The 18,484-nt window shown below is 70.0% G+C and carries 16 protein-coding genes; all 16 read right to left on the bottom strand.

What is annotated here, in order from left to right; genetic code table 11:
- Nucleotides 1–17 precede the first annotated feature (17 nt).
- Nucleotides 18–1,544: a mannose-1-phosphate guanylyltransferase/mannose-6-phosphate isomerase gene (locus AC1DJH_RS06335; RefSeq protein WP_478185117.1), complete on the bottom strand. Its 1,527-nt coding sequence runs from the start codon at nucleotides 1,542–1,544 to the stop codon at nucleotides 18–20.
- Nucleotides 1,545–1,596: 52 nt separating this feature from the next.
- On the bottom strand, nucleotides 1,597–2,373 hold the full coding sequence (locus AC1DJH_RS06330; protein WP_435438396.1) for a LuxR C-terminal-related transcriptional regulator: 777 nt from the start codon (nucleotides 2,371–2,373) through the stop codon (nucleotides 1,597–1,599).
- Nucleotides 2,366–3,502 carry a UDP-glucose 4-epimerase GalE gene (gene galE / locus AC1DJH_RS06325; protein ID WP_478185116.1) on the bottom strand — a complete coding sequence of 379 codons (1,137 nt, stop codon included), beginning with the start codon at nucleotides 3,500–3,502 and terminating at the stop codon, nucleotides 2,366–2,368. Before galE ends, AC1DJH_RS06330 begins: the two co-directional genes overlap by 8 nt.
- 27 nt (nucleotides 3,503–3,529) lie before the next feature.
- A complete protein-coding gene (locus tag AC1DJH_RS06320; protein ID WP_478185115.1) occupies nucleotides 3,530–4,765 on the bottom strand; it encodes a WcaI family glycosyltransferase in 1,236 nt (411 codons plus the stop codon).
- The gene (locus AC1DJH_RS06315; RefSeq protein WP_472111974.1) at nucleotides 4,762–6,039 is read right to left on the bottom strand and encodes a polysaccharide biosynthesis protein; all 1,278 of its coding nucleotides are present in this window, start codon (nucleotides 6,037–6,039) and stop codon (nucleotides 4,762–4,764) included. The genes AC1DJH_RS06320 and AC1DJH_RS06315 overlap by 4 nt, the downstream gene beginning before the upstream one ends.
- 17 nt (nucleotides 6,040–6,056) lie before the next feature.
- Complete coding sequence (locus AC1DJH_RS06310) at nucleotides 6,057–6,989, bottom strand: hypothetical protein (RefSeq protein ID WP_472111977.1); 933 nt, start codon at nucleotides 6,987–6,989, stop codon at nucleotides 6,057–6,059.
- A gap of 55 nt (nucleotides 6,990–7,044) precedes the next feature.
- Nucleotides 7,045–8,067, bottom strand: a complete 1,023-nt coding sequence (locus AC1DJH_RS06305) for a hypothetical protein (RefSeq protein ID WP_478185114.1) — start codon at nucleotides 8,065–8,067, stop codon at nucleotides 7,045–7,047.
- On the bottom strand, nucleotides 8,064–9,164 hold the full coding sequence (locus tag AC1DJH_RS06300) for a glycosyltransferase (protein ID WP_478185113.1): 1,101 nt from the start codon (nucleotides 9,162–9,164) through the stop codon (nucleotides 8,064–8,066). The genes AC1DJH_RS06305 and AC1DJH_RS06300 overlap by 4 nt, the downstream gene beginning before the upstream one ends.
- 10 nt (nucleotides 9,165–9,174) lie before the next feature.
- Nucleotides 9,175–10,500 (bottom strand): hypothetical protein, encoded by a 1,326-nt coding sequence (locus AC1DJH_RS06295; protein ID WP_478185112.1) that lies wholly within the window; start codon nucleotides 10,498–10,500, stop codon nucleotides 9,175–9,177.
- Nucleotides 10,501–10,545: 45 nt separating this feature from the next.
- Nucleotides 10,546–11,541, bottom strand: a complete 996-nt coding sequence (locus AC1DJH_RS06290; protein ID WP_478185111.1) for a GDP-L-fucose synthase family protein — start codon at nucleotides 11,539–11,541, stop codon at nucleotides 10,546–10,548.
- Nucleotides 11,542–11,599: 58 nt separating this feature from the next.
- Nucleotides 11,600–12,322 carry a sugar transferase gene (locus tag AC1DJH_RS06285; protein WP_472111990.1) on the bottom strand — a complete coding sequence of 241 codons (723 nt, stop codon included), beginning with the start codon at nucleotides 12,320–12,322 and terminating at the stop codon, nucleotides 11,600–11,602.
- Nucleotides 12,319–14,646: a polysaccharide biosynthesis tyrosine autokinase gene (locus AC1DJH_RS06280; protein ID WP_478185110.1), complete on the bottom strand. Its 2,328-nt coding sequence runs from the start codon at nucleotides 14,644–14,646 to the stop codon at nucleotides 12,319–12,321. The genes AC1DJH_RS06285 and AC1DJH_RS06280 overlap by 4 nt, the downstream gene beginning before the upstream one ends.
- Before the next feature lie 34 nt (nucleotides 14,647–14,680).
- Entirely contained in the window at nucleotides 14,681–15,790 is a 1,110-nt protein-coding gene (locus AC1DJH_RS06275) for a polysaccharide biosynthesis/export family protein (RefSeq protein ID WP_478185109.1), read from the bottom strand.
- Nucleotides 15,791–15,993: 203 nt separating this feature from the next.
- Nucleotides 15,994–16,938 (bottom strand): alpha/beta hydrolase family protein, encoded by a 945-nt coding sequence (locus AC1DJH_RS06270; protein ID WP_478185108.1) that lies wholly within the window; start codon nucleotides 16,936–16,938, stop codon nucleotides 15,994–15,996.
- Complete coding sequence (locus AC1DJH_RS06265; protein ID WP_472112001.1) at nucleotides 16,931–17,752, bottom strand: serine aminopeptidase domain-containing protein; 822 nt, start codon at nucleotides 17,750–17,752, stop codon at nucleotides 16,931–16,933. Before AC1DJH_RS06265 ends, AC1DJH_RS06270 begins: the two co-directional genes overlap by 8 nt.
- Entirely contained in the window at nucleotides 17,749–18,480 is a 732-nt protein-coding gene (locus AC1DJH_RS06260; protein WP_478185107.1) for a 4'-phosphopantetheinyl transferase family protein, read from the bottom strand. The genes AC1DJH_RS06265 and AC1DJH_RS06260 overlap by 4 nt, the downstream gene beginning before the upstream one ends.
- Nucleotides 18,481–18,484 lie beyond the last annotated feature (4 nt).

Raw genomic sequence — 18,484 nt, 5'->3', positions numbered from 1 at the left:
CAGGGCGAACCCGAGGCTCAGTGCTCCAGGGGCGCATGCAGCACCGCATTCGCCCCTGAACCCGCCGACCCGGCGGGTGCCACCGCCGCCACATGTGGCGCCACAAGCGGCGCCACATCCGCCAGCGTGTGCACCGGCGCGCAGCGCCCATAGGTGTCGTCGAAGCGCACGATGTCGTCCTCGCCCAGGTAGCCGCCGGTCTGCACCTCGATGACCTCCAGCGTCGTCTTGCCCGGGTTCTCCAGCCGGTGCACGGCGCCCGAGGGCAGGTAGATCGATTCGTTCTCGCGCACCAGCGTCACCACGCCGTCGCAGGTGGCCTTGGCCGTGCCCTGCACCACGATCCAGTGTTCGGCGCGGTGGTGGTGCATCTGCAGCGACAGCTTGGCGCCGGGCTTGACGGTCAGGCGCTTGACCTGGAAGCGCTCGCCGTTGTCCACGCTGTCGTACGCGCCCCAGGGCCGCACCACGCGGCGGTGTTCGGTCGCCTCGGCGCAGCCGTCCAGCGAGAGCTTGCGCACCACGTCGGCCACCTGCTCGGCGCAGCCCGCGCCGGCCACCAGCACGGCGTCGGGGGTGTCCACGATGATCAGGCCGTCGGTGCCCAGCGCCACCACCTGGCGGTGCGGCGCATGGATGAAGGTGTTGCGCGAGTTCAGCGCGCGGGCCTTGCCGCTCAGGCGGTTGCCCGACTCGTCGGCCGGGTGCAGCGTGGCCACCGCGCTCCAGCTGCCGACGTCGCTCCACATGCCTTCGAACTTCACCACGGCGATGTCCTTGTGCTTTTCGAGCACGGCGTAGTCGATGCTGTCGCTGCGGCAGGCCTGGAAGGCCGCGCTGTCCAGCCGCAGGAAGCTGCCGTCGGGAGCCACCGCCGCCGTGGCGCGCTCGCAGGCCAGCAGGATGTCGGGCGAATGCCCGCGCAGCGCCGCGATCAGCGTGCGCGCCTGCACCAGGAAAATGCCCGCGTTCCAGCTGTAGCCGCCATGCAGCAGCAGGGTTTGCGCCACGTCGGCGGTGGGCTTTTCCACGAAGCGCACCACGGCCTGGCTGTGCCCGTCGCCCGACGGCTGGCCGGCCTCGATGTAGCCGTAGGCCGTGCTCGGAAAACTCGGCACCACGCCGAAGGTGACGATTTTTCCGGCCAGCGCCGCTTCGACGCCGGCGCGCACGGTGCGCGCGAACAGCGCCGCATCGGGGATGTGGTGGTCCGACGGCGCGAACAGCAGCAGGTCTTGCGGCGCGGCCAGCAGCGCGGCGCAGGCCATGGCCGCGGCCGTGTTGCGCGCCACCGGCTCCAGGATCTGCCGGCCCGTGGTGTGTGCGGCCTCGACCGTTTCCTTCACCATGAAGCGGTGGTCTTCCGCCGCGATGCAGGTGATGTCGGGGTTCAGCGCGCTCAGGCGCTCCAGCGTCATCTGCAGCAGGCTCTTGCCGCCGATGAGCGGCGCGAACTGCTTGGGCAGCGCCTTGCGGGACAACGGCCACAGGCGCGTGCCGCTGCCGCCGCAAAGAACCACGGGGTGGATGGGGGTGTTGTTCATGGTCGCCTGCTGTGGAAGTACGGGGGTGTGGGTGTAGGGGAAGGAGGCGTGCTCAGATCAGCCCGGAGTACGCCGCATAGCTCACGGCCTGCGCGCGCGAATGCACGTGCAATTTCTTGTAGATGTTCTTGATGTGGGCGTTGACGGTCTGCCCCGAAATGCCCAGCTGGGTGCCGATTTCCTCGGTGACATGGCCGCGTGCCACGAAGCGCAGCACCTCGCATTCGCGCGCCGTGAGCGTGGCCTCGCGCTGGGGCGCCTCCGCCGAGGGCGGCGCGCCGCCGGGCCGGTGGCTCAGCCGTGCAAGCAGCCGGCGCGCCAGCCGCGGCGTGATGGCCGCGCCGCCGTTCACCACCTGCAGCACGGCCTGCGCAAAGCTCTGCAGCCACGCGTCCTTCAGCAGGTAGCCGGTGGCGCCGAGCTCGAAGGCCTGCAGCACGTGGGCTTCGTCCTCCAGCGCGGTGATGACGATGACCTCGGCGGTGCTGTTGAGCTTGCGGGCCTCGCGGATCAGGTCGAAGCCGGTGCCGTCGCCCAGCCGCAGGTCGACCATGAGCACGTCGAACTCGTGGGTGGCGATCAGCCGGCGCCCGTCGCGCAGGGTGCCGGCCTGGCCTTCGAGCTGGATGCGCAGGTCCGACAGCAGTTCCTGCGCGATCACTCGGCGCATGAACTCGTCGTCGTCGACCAGCAACACGCGCACGGGCGAGTCCTGCTGTCCGGTCAGGAAGCCGGGCCACAGGGGCGCCGCCGGCGGCAGGATGCCTGGCGGATACCCCGAACGACCGTCGGTCTGCTCACCAAAGGATTGCGATGCGTTGTCAGACATTGGAGTGCCCCAGGTTGGATGTGTGGAAGCGCGGCATGTCCGCGGCGAAGACGGGGACGGCCCCGGCATCGGGTGCCCAGGCGGGCTGTATCTGCGGCGGCACCGGGTCGTCGAAGCCGTGCGGGTTGGTGGCCTGCCAGCGCCAGCTGTCGGCGCACATCTGGTCGAGGTCGCGCTGTGCGTGCCAGCCGAGCACCTCGCGCGCGCCCCGCGCGTCGGCCCAGTAGGCCGGTGCGTCGCCGGCGCGGCGCGGGCCCAGGCGCATGGCGATGCGCCGGCCGCTTGCGCGTTCGAACGCGGCGACCACCTCCAGCACGGAGGCGCCGCGGCCGGTGCCGAGGTTGCTCGTCAGCAGGCCCGGGCTGTGCACGGCGTGGCGCAGTGCCGCCACATGGCCTTCGGCCACGTCCATCACGTGCACGTAGTCGCGCACACCGGTGCCGTCGACGGTGTCGTAGTCGGTGCCGTGCACCAGCAGGTAGTCGCGCTCGCCCACGGCCACCTGCGAGATGTAGGGCATGAGGTTGGCGGGCGGGCCGTGCGGGCGCTCGCCGAGCAGGCCGCTTTCATGCGCGCCCACGGGGTTGAAGTAGCGCAGGCAGGCCACGCCCCAGCGCGGGTCGGCGTGGGCCAGGTCGGCCAGCACGCTTTCCACCATGGCCTTGGTGCGGCCGTAGGGGTTGACGGCAGCGCAAGGCGCGCTCTCTGGAATGGGGGAGTGCTGCGCGTCGCCGTAGACCGTGGCGGACGAAGAGAACACCAGCGTGCGCACGCCGGCGCGCGCCATGGCCTGCACCAGCGTCAGCGTGCCGGCCAGGTTGACGTCGTAGTAGCTCACCGGGTCGGCCACCGATTCGCCCACTGCCTTCAGGCCCGCGAGGTGCACCACCGCGCGGATCGCCGGGTCCGCGAGCACGCGGCCGAGCAGGGCCGTGTCGCGCACGTCGCCGCGCACCAGCAGCGGCGCCACGCCGGTGATGCAGGCCACCCGCTGCAGCGAACGCGCGTCGCTGTTGACGAGCGAATCGAGTACCACCGGCTGGTAGCCCGCCTCGATCAGCGCCACGCAGGTGTGGCTGCCGATGAAGCCGGCGCCGCCGGTTACCAGGATCTTGTCGCGAAGGCGCATGGTCGGTGCTCCAGGAGTTGGGGTGGGTCAGCCGACGGCCACGCAGCGCTGCAGCTCGCGTTCGAGCCGCTGCAGGATGGCGTCCTGGTCAAGTGCGGACTCGGCGAAACGCCGGCCCGCCGCGCCCATTTCCTCGCGCGTCTGGCGCGACATGGCGAGCTGCTCGATGGCGTCGGCCAGCGCCGCCGCGTCGCCGGGCGGCACCACCATGCCGCGGCCCGACACCACGTTGCTCAGCTCGGTGCCGGCATGCGCGGTGACGATCACGGCGCGCCCGCTGGCCAGCATGCCGCCCAGCTTGGAGGGCATGACGAGGTCGGCGGCGTCGGCGCGCTGCGGCAGCACGTGGATGTCGGCCATGCCCAGCAGCTCGTTGAGCCGCTCGGCCGGCTGCAGGTCGAGGAAGTGCACGTTGGCCAGGCGCACGCACGCGTCCTTCAGCGACTCGCGGCTCGGGCCGTTGCCGCAGAACACGAAGTGGATGTCGTGCGAGCACGCCAGCAACTGCGCCGCCTCGGCCAGCAGTTCGATGCCCTGCTTGCTGCCCAGGCTGCCCGAATACAGCACCACCACCGCGTCCTGCGCAATGCCCAGCGCGGCGCGGTAGCCGTCGGGCGAGGTGTTGGCCGGCGTGGGGTGGATGGACTTCACATCCACCCAGTTGGGAAACAGCACCACGCGGCTGTCGGCCACGCCCTTGCCGCGGGCCTTGTCGACCATGGCGGCGGAAATGGTGGACACCCGGCTGAACTTGCCCAGCAGCCAGTGCTCGGCCGAGCGCGCGAAGCGCTGCACCCGCTCGCCGCTGAGCAAACCCAGGCCGAAGGCGGCGTCCACCTCGTAGTCCTGGATGTGCAGCCACGACTTGATGCCCGCCATCTTGGAGAAGAACAGCACCGAGGGCGCGCAGAACAGCGGCGGCTCCACCACGAACACCACGTCGGGCTTCCAGCGCATCTGCGCGAACAGCAGCGGAATGCTCGACAGCATGAACGAGAACAGGTGCGCCATGCGCGCCAGCGTGCGCGGCTTCTTCGGCACCCAGGTGGGCGCGCGCCACACCGTGATGCCGTTCCACACCGTCTTGCGGTAGCGCCAGGCCGAGTAGCCGTCGAACACCGACCACTGCGGAAAGAAGGGCGGCGCGGCGATCACGCGCACGTCGTGCCCGCGCGCGTGCAGCCACTGCGCCATTTCTCCCGAGTACTTGCCGATGCCGGCCAGCTCGGGAGTGAAGTTCATCGAGTAGAGAAGAATTTTCACTTGAGTGACCTCGCGCGCAGCAGCCGTTGAATGGGAAAGAAGCCGAACACAAGGCGCATGCGCGTCTCGTACAGCACGAAGTCGGACACGCAGGCCAGCAGGAACACGTAGTGCGGCTTGCCGGGAAACAGCACGATCACCACGCCGTACGAGAGGAAGCGCAGCGCCACCTCCAGCAGCGCCCAGCGGCCGAGCGAGCCCATCGAGGTCTTCAGCGACAGCACCATCTCGTGGTGGATGGTGTAGGTGCGCAGCAGGAAGTACGGCGCAATGCAAAGGAAGATGCTGCGGGCCTCGTCGCCCAGCTTGAGCAGCGGCGCGGCCACCGCCATGACGCACCCGAGCCCGACGAACAGGCCGCAGCCGAGCAGGAACGAATGGCGCGCCAGCGCCAGCTGGGCGTCGCCGAAGTGCCGGGGGTCGGCCTCCAGCATCGCCCGGGTCTTGGTGAACAGGAAGGCCTGCACGAACTGCGACGGCGCTTCGGCCAGCAGGAAGGCGATCTTGAAGGCGCCCACATAGCCCAGCGGCATGAAGTACGCCACCACCAGCAGGTCCGACTTGCGCAGCAGGAACATGAGCAGCGAGTACACCGTGGCGCTGCCCTGCGACGCCAGGCCGATGGCGGCCCGCCCGGCCGGCGGCGCCGCGCCGTTGCCCGGCAGGCCGATGGCCGTGCACACGACCACCAGCGCGAACAGGTTGATGAGCAGCAGGTGTGCCACGCCCAGGTCGAACTTCAGCGCCGCGCACAGGCCCACGCCCGCCACCAGGATGGTCGAGCGGATGCCGGCCTCCAGGTTGAGCAGGCCCGCATGCCCGAGGCCGCGGCTGAACGACAGCCGCAGGCTGTTGAACGAGAAGATCGCCAGCGTGGCGACCACCAGCGCGAACGGCGCGTCGCCCACCGGCAGGCGCTGCACCGCCAGGATCACCGTGACCAGCACGGCGGCCAGCGGCAGGCCGATGGCCAGCGTGCGCACCACGTCGCCGCGCGTCACACCCGGCGTGCCGTGCGCGCCGGCCGGCCCGCTGGCCGCGTGGCGCGAGAACAGCAGCGAGCTGCCCAGCGTGCCCAGCACCAGCGCCACCTCGATGACCGACTGGTACACCGAGTACTCGCCAAAGCGCGCAGGCGGAATGGTCGCCGCCATCAGGAACACGGCCACGAAGCCCGACAGGTACACATACAGCCGCGAAGCCAGCGCGCCCAGGCCCGACAGCCAGGCCATGCGGGCGCCGGGCAGGGCGAGGGAGGGGCTGAAGGGTTTCATGGCGTCGCTGCGGCGGGTCACTTGCCGGTCGATGCGTGGACCACGCGGCGCGTGTCGAACAGCCGGCGCGCGAACGCGGCAGCCCTGAACACGTAGTTCTTGCCGCGACGCGCCATCTGCAGCGCGTAGGTCACGGCCGCCACGGTGTGCATGTGGCCGCGCAGCGCATAGGGCATGGCCATCTTGGCGCTGCCTTGGAAGTGCAGCGCGACCACGCGCGTCATTTCCCCGGCTTCGGTGGTCAGCCAGGCCTTGCCGTCGCTGTAGGTGATGCGCTTGGCGCCGCCGCGAACCCTGAACTCCCGCGGCAGCAGGTTCTGCATGCCGTTGATGTTGTGGTCGATGACGGTGCCGCCCAGGACGCGGTTGATGGGCGCATCGTTGCCCGTGGTGCGCGCCCACAGGTAGAGCAGCGTCATGTCGGACACACCGCCGCGCACGCCGCGCGCGGCGAAGCGCGCGGCAATCTCGCGCAGCTTGCGACGACCCGACGGCGTGGCGTAGCTGTCGAGCACATAGGCCACGAAGCGGCGCAGGCCGTTGGCGGTCCAGTAGCTCACGTGCGGCGAGATCTGGCAGGGGTTCCAGCCGTCGGCCGACTGCATGGAGGAGCCCGAGAAATCGGCCTTGCCCACCAGGCTCGCAATGTGCGCGGCGGCGCCCTGGAACAGCAGCACGTCGCTGTCGATCAGCACGAACTCGCGCACGTCCGGGCTGGATTCCAGAAACTGCGCTAGGAGAAAGTAGCGCCGAAAGCAGATCTTTTCGAACTCGGCGGAGTTGCTCGACAGGTGCACGTACGACTTGCAGAAGCGTTCGTAGCTCGCGCCGGCGTCGGTCTGCGACAGCACGAGCAGCTGTTCCTCGGCCAGCACCGCCGATTCACGGCACAGCGCGAGCGTCTTGTTCTGGCGGTCTTCCACGACGATGAAGGGCAGGGAGGGTTTCATGGCGTTTGAGGGGGTGGTTTCTTGAAATGGACGTGTGACAGGATTTCGTGGGTGTTCAGGGCTTGCGCGAGGTCACGCTCTTCAGCAGCGCGACGTGCGCGGGCATGAAGCGGCCGGTGGCGTCCACGGGCATGTCCAGCGTGACGAGCCCGCGCGCGGCGGCGGCCTCGGAGATCCAGTTGCGCAACTGCCCGGCGGTGAAGCGCGCCGGCGCCTCGCGGCCCCAGGAGGCGGTGAGCGGCGTGAGCAGGTGGAACATCAGCTCCGAGGGCGGCGCCGCGGGGTGCGCCGGCGGCTCCATGTATTCGCCCGCCATCAGGTTCTGGCAGGGCACCGACTTCAGGCTGAAGCGCTGCGCGCCTTCGCCGGCGTTGAAGGCCAGCAGGCGGTTGGCCGCGCCGCTGCGCGCGGCGCCGCACAGCTGCTCCCAGCCGGCCGTCGTCACGCCCGTGGTGTTGTAAGTGCCGTCGAACCACCAGCCGGCGGCCAGCGGACCGTAGTGCTCCGACCAGTCGCGGATCACGCTGGACCACGCGGCGATGAACCTGGCCGGCGGCGGCTGCTGCTCGTTCACGTCGCCCAGGCAGTCCATCAGGTAGCGGTCGGACTGCGGGGCGCGAAACGGCAGGTACAGGATCATCGCGATGCCGCGGCTTCGCAGGGCCTGGCCGATCTCCAGCGGCAGGTCGCGCGGCGAGCGGTTCTTCGCGCTGGCGGGGCACAGCACCTCGAGCGCGGAGTTGGGCGCGATGTACTGGCCATTGTTCTGCCCGAGCGTCAGGATGAGGTGCGACACCCGCATCTCCGCGAGCTGGTTCGCGAAGGACTCGACGTCGAAGCGCATCACCTCGCGGATGCTTTGCTTGTCGGGCAGGTAATGCACCATCACGCCGAGGCCGGGCACGGGCGCGCCGGCCGGCTGGGCTTGCAGGGCCTGTTGCTGCTGCGCTGTAGCCGTTCCCTTCGGCGGGGTCTGGGGGGCCTCCGGCGCTTTCGGCTGCGCGATCACCGCCACCAGCGCCGCCCCGAAGAGCAACGCCGCGACCACGCGAACCATCACGGCGGGAAAGGTCTTCATGGCAGCGCCCCGGTGAACGACAACGCGCCGCGCTTGAGCGTGAGGTAGCGCCCGGCCACCGCCGCCGGAGCGCAGGTGGCCGCATGCGGCCAGGCCGGGCGGGTGCGTTCGTGGCGCGCCAGGTACTTCGCGAGCTGGTAGGCGTCGCTGGACGCGCTGCCCACGAAGAAGCCATAGCCCGCGAAAAGCTCGCGGTGCACGGGAATGTCCGACAGCAGCAACGGCACGCCCAGCGTGGCCGCCTCGGCCGCCGAAAGGTTGAAGCCCTCGAAGGTCGACAACGAGATGAACGCCGTGGCGCCCAGGTACAGCCGCATCAGCTCGTCGCGCGACACCAGCCCCCGGTGCCGCACGGCGCCGCGCACCTCGGGCGCCAGCGCGGCCACCATGCGCTCGACGTCGGCCGCGCCGTTGCCGGTGATGTCCAGGTAGTCGACCAGGCCCGCGCGCTTCATGCGTTCGAACAGCGCCAGGATGCCGCCGAAGTTCTTGTGCGGGTAATAGTGGTAGGCCGCGATCAGGTAGCGCTCGTGGGGCGCCGCGGCCGGTGACTCAGCCGGTGCGGCAGGAGGCACCGCGACGGCGCGCAGCACGTCCACCGGATTGAAGATCACCGCCGGATGCGCGCAGCGCCCGAAGTGCCGCTCGAAGTCTTGCTGGCTGCTCTTGCTGATGAACACCACGTCCGCTTCGCTGCGCGCCGCGCGCCACAGGTTCCAGTCCAGGAACAGGCGCTTGGCGCGCCCGAAGTACTGCGGATAGGCCTTGTACTGGAGGTCGTGCACGATGGTGACCGAATCGCGATGGCGCCCCAGCAGCGTGAACGGCAGGAAGTAGTTCGGAAACACCGAGACCACGCGCTCGCCCGCGAGCAGCGCGCGCAGCCGGTGGAAGTTGTAGAGCAGCGTGTCCAGCACGAAGCGGCTGAGCTTCAGGCGCTGCGCCGCTGCATAGATGCGCGGGTGGCGTTCGCTGACCGCCTCGACCCGGTCGTCGCGCGACAGCCGCATGTTGCGCAGCAGCACCTCGGACACGTTCAGCACACCGCCGGCCGCCTTGTTCAGGCGGATGGTGTCGTAGTACAGGTAGGTGGCCATGTGTGCGCCCTCAGACGTTCGGCAGATCGCGCCGCACCGCGCGCAGCGCGACGCGCCGCGGCTGCCGGCCGCGCGAACTCAGCACCCCGGCGATCAGCGCCGCGATCAGGCCCGAGGCCGCGAAGGGCCCCCAGCCGAGGATGGGGCCGCGCATGAATGGCACGTAGGCCGCCAGCAGCACCAGGGCCGCCAGGTAGGAGCCCGACAGCGGGCCGTTCGGATCGACGGCGCGGTCGGCCCAGCGAAAGCCCGCGGAAATCGCCAGGCCCAACAGCGCGGGTCCTGCCAGGCCGAAGTCGAAGTAGGCCGTGGTGAACGGCGGCAGCGACAGGTTGCTCTGCGAGAAGTTGCCCAGGATGGCCGACCAGCCGAGCGGGTCGAAGTCGGGGAACATCTTCAGGTCGCGCGGCAGGAAGAAGGACACGGCCGAGAGCAGGTAGCGGCCCCAGCCCAGGTCGGGAATGGGCGCGCGTTCCAGGATGCCGGCCACCACGTACTGGGCGTCGAAGTCCTGGCTGAACGGAAAGGTCGTGAGCTCCTCGCCCCACAGGCTGCCGCGCGAGATCAGGTTCAGCACCGGGCCCAGGCCCGCGATGGCGCCGAACACCACCCCGGCCAGCAGCCAGCGCCGCCCGCGCCCGAAGGCGTGGATGAGCAGCGGGAGCAGCCCGATCAGCAGCACCTGGCGCGCGGTGTTCACCGGGTTGGCCGCAATCAGCGCCAGGCCGCCCGCCAGGCCCGCCGCGCACCAGGCCCACAGCGTGCGGCTGCGCACCGCGTGGATCGCCAGTGCCACGAAGCACACCAGCACGATCAGCTTGGGCAGCGTGGAATAGAAGATGAGGTCGACCGGCACGCTCTCTTCGTCGCCCACGACGCCGCGCGCCACGAAATTCAGATCGGGCCGCACCAACAGCACCGCGAAGGCGGACAGCGAGCAGCTCACCAGCAGCAGCACCGGGTGCGCCGCGCCCGCGGGATGCGCGCCGACGTACCGGTGCACCCGCACCGGCACATCGGGCACGCCCAGCCGCGCGGCCTCCACGCCGGCCATGTACAGCAGCAGCAGCATCAGCGCCTGCGTGTGCGCCGCGGTGCCCAGCACGCCCGCGTCCCAGAACCCGACGTCGCTCGCGATCTGCATCGCCGGTGCGACCGAGAAGTACGTGAGGATCGCCGCGTAGTGGATCAGCAGAAACACGCTGGCGCCCGGGGCGCCCAGCATCGACAGCTGCACCAGCGACAGCGCGGCCACCGCCGCGTAGCCCCACACCGGGTCGACCAGGCCGCACAGCAGCGCGCAAACGATGCCGGACCAGAAGGAAAGGGTTCGCATGGTGGGCCTGTCGGATAGTGGGGAACGTACGGGGCGTGCAGCTGATCAGGCGTGCGCGGGGGCCTGAAGGTGCTCGGGCTCCTCGATCGGCCGGATGGCCTTCTGGTAGTCCGCATAGGTGCGGCGCAGCCCCTCGGCCAGCGTCACCTTCGCGTGCCAGCCGAGGGTGGCCGCGCGCGACACGTCCAGCAGCTTTCTCGGAGCGCCGTCGGGCTGCGCGAGGTCGTAGCGGATGCTGCCGGTGTAGCCCACCACCTCGCGGATCAGCTCGGTGAGTTCGGCAATGGACACGTCGATGCCGGTGCCCAGGTTGATGTGGCCGCGCATGGCGTCGGTCTGCTGCTCGTACTCGGCGCGCGAGAGGTTCATCACCTCGAGGCAGCCCTCGACCATGTCGTCCACGTAGAGGAACTCGCGCCGCGCGCGGCCGCTGCCCCAGATCAGCACGCTGGGTGCATTGCTGATCTTCGCCAGGTGGAAGCGCTGCACCAGCGCGGGCACCACGTGGCTGTTTTCCAGGTGGTAGTTGTCGCCGGGGCCGTACAGGTTGGTCGGCATCACGCTGCGGTAGTCGATGCCGTGCGTCGCGCCGTACTGGCGGTTGTAGCTTTCGCACAGCTTGAGCCCGGCGATCTTGGCGATCGCATAAGGTTCGTTGGTGGGTTCCAGCCGGCCGTTGAGCAGGTACTCCTCGCGGATCGGCTGCTCGGCCAGGCGCGGGTAGATGCAGCTGGAGCCGAGGAACAGCAGCCGCTTCACGCCCGCCACGAAGGCCTGGTGCGTGACGTTGGTGGCAATGACCAGGTTCTCGTAGATGAACTGCGCGGGATAGGTCATGTTGGCGTGGATGCCGCCCACCTTGGCCGCTGCCAGGTAGACCTGATCGATCTGCTCCGTGGCGAAGAAACGCGCCACGCCTGCCTGGTCGAGAAGGTCGAGTTCGGTGCGCGTTCGCGTGACCACGTCGTGGCCCAGCTCGCTCAGGCGACGCGTGGCCGCCTGACCCACCATGCCGCGGTGACCTGCAACAAAGATACGCATAGGAGCTTTCGGTGAAGAGGTTGAAGAAACGAGGGAGACAAAATCGAAGGAGGGCGGCCTAGCGCGACCCGCGCGCGCCGGTCACCACGCCGAAGGTCTTCAGCAGGATCGAGAGGTCGCGCCACAGCGACAGCCGCGCCACGTACTCCGCGTCCATGGCGGCGCGGCGGCGGTAGCTGATCTCGTTGCGTCCGCTGATCTGCCACAGGCCGGTGATGCCCGGGCGCACGGCGCAGTAGTGCACCCAGTAGTCGCCGTACAGGTCCTTCTGCGTGAACATGCAGGGGCGCGGGCCGACCATGCTCATGTCGCCCTTGAGCACGTTCCAGAACTGCGGGAACTCGTCGATGCTGTACTTGCGAAGGATGGCGCCGAAGCGGGTGATGCGCGGGTCGTTCTGCAGCTTCTGGTAGACCGCCCATTCGCGCCGCGCGGCCTCGTTCTCGCGCAGGTGGCGCGCCAGCACCGCGTCCGACTCCGCCACCATCGAGCGGAACTTGTAGAACTTGAACACCTTGCCGTCCTTGCCGTAGCGCGGCTGCATGTAGATGGCCGGCCCGCCCGAGGTGAGCAGCACGCCGAGCCAGATGAGCGCATAGGCCCAGCCGAAGAACAGGAAGAACGAGCCGGCCATCAGGATGTCGGCCGCGCGCTTGGCATGGCGCAGCCAGGCCGCGCCGCCGAGCGGGCCGTACGCGGGCGTGTTGGCCGCGGCCGCGGCGCCGCCGGCCGCGCTGTCGGCGCCCTGCCGCGTGGAGGAGGTCGATCGAAGCGTGTTCATGACGCGGCGTGCTCCGGCTCGATGCGCTTGGGCATGACGGTGTCGGCCGTGTCGATGGCATACGAGGGCTCGCGGCGCGCCGGCGCATAGCCGTAGTAGCCGTAGCTGTAGCTGCGGTGCTGGCGTTGCGAGGTGTCCACCGCGTTGAACACCACCCCGTGGAATGCGGCGCCCACATGGGCCAGCCGCTTGGCGCTTTCCACCAGCTCGCCCATTTCGCTGGCGTCGGCGCGCGCCACCAGCAGCAGGGTGCCCATGATGGGCGCCATCTCGGCGGTCTCGGTGGCCACCAGCGTGGGCGGCGCGTCGACGACCACCACGTCGTAGCGCGCCGACAGGGTCTGCAGCGTGTGCGTGAACACCTCGCTGGCCAGCAGGCCGGCCGGGTCCGCATGCGGCTTGCCGGAGGTCATCACGTCCAGGTGCGGCAGCACATGATGGTGAATGGCCTGCTCCAGCGGCACGCCGCCGGCAATGACGTCGGACAGGCCGTCCTTGCGCAGCAGGCCGAACTCTTCGCTCAGGCTGCCGCGGTGCATGTCGGCGTCGATCAGCAGCACGCGCTTGCCGGAGGCGGCCAGCAGGGTGGCGAAGTTCGACGACACGAAGGTCTTGCCCGCGCCGGCCGTGGCGCTGGCGATCAGGATGCGGTTGTTCGGCGCGCCGTGCATCACGTGCTTCAGCGCGGTGCGCAGCCGGCGCAGGCCGTCGAGCGCCGGGTCTTCCACGTGCAGCGCGGCCAGCACCTTCACGCCCGGCTTGCCGGCGCGGATGGCGCGGTCGAGCACGCGCTGCTGGCTGCTCAGCGCGATGGTGCTGTACACGCTCAGGCCCGTGACGGCCTCGATGTCCTCGGGGCTGGCGATGGAGCGGCGCAGGTTCTTGCGCGCCATGGCCGCGGCGCCGCCGAAGAACAGGCCCGCCGCCAGCGCCAGCGCCACGACGATCAGCGGCTTGGGGCGCACCGGCTTCTCCGCCACCAGCGCCTGGTCGAGCACGCGCACGTTGGCGACCTTGCCTTCCTTGGCCAGGCGCATCTGCAGCGAGCTGTTCAGGAGCGTGGCGTACAGGTCGGTGTTGACCTTGATGTCGCGCTGCATGCGCAGCGAGTTCTGCTGCATCATGGGCATGCGGCGGATGCGCCCCTCGACGCCGCCGAGTTCCTTCTTCAGCGAGGAGATCTGCGTGTCCAGCGTCACCACGGCAGGGTGCTTGGCCGTGAAGTTGCCCATGAGGTCGAGCCGCTTCTGCTTGGCGTCGAGCAGCTTGGCCTGCAGGTCGACGCTCTGGGCCAGCGCATTGCGCGCCTCGTCGTCCAGGCTGATGGTGCCGTTCTGGTTGCGGTACTGGTTGTAGCTGTCTTCCGACTGCTCCAGCTGCGCCTTGAACTTCGGCAGTTCGGTGCCCAGGAAGGCCAGTGCGCGCTCGGCCTGCACGGTCTTCTGGTCGATGTTCTGGCGCACGTACAGGCGCGAGATCTCGTTGAGCACGTCGGCCAGCTTGTTGCGGTCCTCGGCCTGCAGGCTGATGTCCATCACGCCCGACTGCTTGCCTTTCTCGACCACGCGCAGGTCCTTCTGCAGGCCCAGCAGCGTGAGCTGCTTCGACTGGCGCACCAGCTCGAAGGCGGCGCCGGGCCGGGCGTCGAAGGAGCCCACCAGCAGGTGCAGCGCGCCGCCGGGCACGGCCGCGTCCAGCGGCACGCCGACCGTGCCCTTCAGCGGCGTTTCGAGATCCGGGTGGGTCAGCGTGTAGGTGCCGCCGTCGCCCGCGACGAGGGTGAACTTCTTGCCTTCGAAGGCCGGCGGCACGTCCATCTGCGCGACGGCGATGCGCTCTGTGCCCGACACGAAATTGCCCATGCCCAGGATGCCGGGGCTGGAGAGCTGGCTCGAATGGCGCGCCAGGAACTCGCCCACCAGCGGGACGTAGCGGGGCCGCGCGCTGATGAACAGCTGGGTGTCCTCCATCGCCTGGCCCAGCACCATGCGCGACTTCAGGATTTCCGTCTCGCCGGACACCGGCGTCTTGTTGCCGATGCCCGCGGCCGCGGTCGAGTCGCCCGGGAAGTTGCCCCCCGAGCGGTCGGGGTCTTCCACCTGGATCAGGATGTTGGCCTCGTACACCCGCGGGCCGAACAGGGCATAGCCCACGCCCAGCAGCAGCGCCAGCGCGGTGATGGAGGCGATCAGCCAGCGGCTGTCGATGAGGATGTCCAGGTACTCCTGGAAGCGGGATTCCCGGACCCAGCCGGCCTCGATCGCGGCCACGGGCGTGGACGCGGGAGCGGGACCGGGGAGCGAAGCTTGCCAGCGCGCGTTCATGAGGTTCACCTTTTCGTATGGGAGGGAGGAGCACTCACCGGCGTGCGGTGTCGCGGCTGAGGTTGGCAACCTGCGCGGCCGGCAGGATCAGGCTGATGACGCGGTTCCAGGTGACCAGCGGCACGTGGTCGACGTAGACCACGTCGCGCGGCATCAGCTCGAAGCGGTCGGCCAGCGCGAGCGCCACCGGGTTCTTCGCGTTGAGGTTGAAGATCTGCTGCACGTCCGGGTTGCCGGGCGCGTTGCGCACCACGTAGATCTGGCCGGGGTCGGACGACAGCAGGTCGGGCCCGCCGGCATCGCCCAGCGCCTCGTTCAGGCTCAGGCGGCCGTTGATGCGCATCTGCAGCGCCGAGGGCGCCCTGATTTCGCCCATCACGTAGACCCGGCTGTCCTCGCGGGTGCCGACGTTCACGATGTCGCCGTTGCGCAGCGCGATGCCGTTGCCGTCGAAGCCCAGCGACTCGAGCAGCGGCAGGTCGACCACCGTGGTCACGCCGCCGCGGGTCAGCGAGACGCGCGAGCGGTCGCCCGCCGTGGTGAAGCTGCCCGAGCGGCTGATGGCCTCCGACAGCGTCATCGGGATGTCGGTGAAGATCTGCAGGCCGGGGGTGCGCACCTCGCCCTGCACGTAGGCGCGCTGGCTGCGGAACGACTGGATGCGCACCGTGACCTGCGGGTCCTTGATGAAGTCCTTGATGCGGCGCTCGATCAGCTCGGAGGCGCCGCTTTCGGTCAGCCCCTGCAGCTTGGTGCGGCCGATGTAGGGAAAGCTGATCTCGCCGTTGGCGCCGACGATGAAGCCGGGCGCCACGCTCACGCCGGTCGGGTCCGACTGCTGCGCGATCACCGCGCCGGCGTTGGGCAGCAGCTCCGGCCGGTTGTAGACGATGATGCCGAGCACGTCGCCCGGCCCGATGGTGTAGATCGGCGACGTGGCGAACAGGCGCTTCACGGCGGCGGGCACGTCCTTGGGCTTCTGCGCCATCTGTGCGCGCACCAGGTCGGGCGTGATCGGGATGATCCTGCTGCTCTCCGCCGAGGCGGTGCTGTCGCCGGTGGTGGCGGTGAAGCCCAGCGCGGCCGGCGTGCCGAAGCCCGGTGCGCAGCCGGACAGCGCGGCCATGCCCAGGGACAGCAGCATGGCCAGCCCCAGCCATCGCAACTTGTTTTCCGCCCGGGCATGCGCCGGGGTTGGTGCGCTGGTGCAGAGGGGGCGCATGTCTTGTGACTGCGTCGTTCGATCGGGGCGTTCCATGGTGATCTCCTTGACGGCCGGTTGACGGTGGGGGGGCGGGTTGCTGAAAGAGGGCAGTGGCAGGCGCGGGGCGGGGCCCATGGCATGGGTCATGGCGCGGCCCAGGTGGTGGGCATGGCGCGTTCGCCGCCCGCGGTGGCGCGGCTCGGGGTGCGGCGCCCGGAGACCTCGGCGGCGTCGGTGGAGGCGCCGAAACAGCGCTCGGTCACCCAGTCGCCCACGCATTGCAGGAACAGCTGCTGTCCGCGCTCGGTGCACACGGTGTGGTCGACCTCGCGCATGAACTCGTACTGCAGCGCTTGGGTGTAGGGCTCGCGGGCGAAGTTGCCGAGCTGGTCGCGGCTGCGGTCGTTCACGTGCAGCGAGCCCGAATACAGCATCTGCACCGCCACCTTGCGTTCGACCAGGCGCTGCAGGGTCGTGCCGAACCAGGCGGCGTTCTCCGCGGCCGAGCGCTCCTGCGCAAAGTAGCCGGGCATCGGCTTGGTCGAGTGGGCCTTGAGGAAGTGGCGCTGCAGCCAGCGCTTGGCCTTGCCCGGAAACGCCGGGTGCGCGGGTGCGGCCAGCGCGCGGCGCAGGGTGCGCTCCCAGCGCGAGCGCCGTTCCGGAAAGGCGAATCCGTCGAACAGCGAGACGCCGACCACGCGCGCATCGGTGGCGGCCACCGCCATGGCCTGCTCGACGCCCGAGCACATGGCCACGATGGTGAACTGCCGCGCGCCCAGCATGCGTTCGCCCAGGTCCATGGCGGCCTCCAGGCTGTGCACCGCGCGGGCCTGCACGTCGGGTGCGGTGTCCAGCGCGTCGCTGTCGCCGATGCCGCCCAGGTCGAAGCGCAGGCTGCTCACGCCGCGCGCGGCCAGCATGTGCGCCAGCTTCACGTTGATGCGGCGCGGGCCCACGCGGTGGTTGGCCCCCATGTTGAACATCAGGCAGGCCACGTCGGCAGGCGCCTGGTTCGTGGGTGCGGTGAGCATGCCCACCAGCGCATCGCCGGGACCGAAGCGCGCCGGCGTCTGTGTCATGTCATTCATGCAGGGCTCCCTGGAGGCGGTTGAGCGCTTCGGCCGGAACCATCGCGCTGTTGGGGTAGGGGTCGGACGTCCAGTCCAGCGGGTGGCTGAAGTACGCAAGGCGCACCGGCATGTGGCGCGACTGCTGGTCGGCGGCCCACTGCGCGGTGTGGGTGTCGTCGGGGCCGGCCAGCACCAGCGTGTCGTGCAGCGCCGTGAGCGGCAGCGACTCGGGCACCAGCGCCGCCAGCTGTGCGCGCAAGGCGGGCGAGAGCGACGTGCCCAGGGCTTCCTCGGGCAAGGCATCGGGTTCGTTCACCAGGCTGCGGCGCCAGGCCAGGTCGGGGATGCAGAAGGTGGTGTCGATGGCCGCCACGTGCTCTTCGCGCAGCAGGCGCCCGTAGCGCTTGCCGTCGATCACCGGCTCCCACAGCACCAGGCGCACCGGGTCGCAGCGCCCGCTGCGCGCGGCCAGCACGGCCAGGGTGGCGCCCAGGCGCGCACCGATCCAGACGATGGAGGCATTCGGCGCGCGCCGGCGCAGCTCGTCGTGCGCGGCGCACAGGTCGCGCCGCCAGCCGTCGAGCTCGCCTTCGCGCTCGTCGCCCGGCGAATCGCCCGAGCCATAGAAGTCGAAGCGCAGCACGGCGATGCCCGAGCGCGCGAAGCGCTCGGCCAGCACCTTGAAGAAGCGGTGCGTGCGCAGCCCTTCCTGGCCGAACGGCGGGCAGAAGAGCACCGCGGTGTTCTCGGCGCGGTTGTCCTCCGCCGGATGGAACACGCCGAAGACCTGGCGCGAGGCCGGCCCGAACATCAGTGGCGTGGCGGTGCTCATGCGTGGGCCTCCGCCACACAGGCCGTGGAACCGGCAGAACCCGCCGCGCCCGCGCGGGCTTCGGTCTGGCGCCACTCGGCGAGCGAACCCACGCAGTCCAGCCGCGCGGGCGCGGGCCCGAGCACCAGCCACAGGATGCGCCCGGCCACCGCCAGCTCCACGCTGCGGCAGTCGGGCGTCACGCCCACCTCGAAGCTCTGCGGCGACAGCAGCAGGCCCACGCCGATGGCTTTCAGGCAGGCTTCCTTGCGCGTCCAGCAGGTCAGGAACGCACGTTCGCGTTCATGCGCGGGCAGCGCAGCCAGCGCGTCCTGTTCGCGCTGCGTGAAGTGCTCGGCCGCGAGCGCCGCCATGTCCGGCACCGGGCGCAGCAACTCCACGTCGGCGCCCAGCGGGCCTCGCCCGCCAATGGCAATCAGCGCCAGGCCGCGGCTGTGGCTCAGCGAGAACTGGGTGCGCGTGTGGCCGGACAGCGAGGGCTTGCCGAAGGAGCCCGTCGCCAGCTGCAGCGCCGCGTGGTGCAGGCCGGTGTACTCGGCCAGCGCCTGGCGCAGGGCGATGTGCGCGGCCACGAAGCGCTGCCGGTCGGCCGGGAAGCGAAAGCTTGCGGCGCGCGTGCACTCTTCCGCCGACAGCAGTTGCGCGGGCAGGAGATCGGTGAAGCCGTCCAGGTCCACGTACCGGCAGACCGGTGCGTCGATGGACAGGGCGTAGGCGGAGCTGTTCATGATC

It is taken from the genome of Variovorax sp. 10N412 (assembly GCF_056394985.1).
Note: the sequence above shows the minus strand (reverse complement) of the source record. Positions and strands in the feature narration are given on the sequence as shown.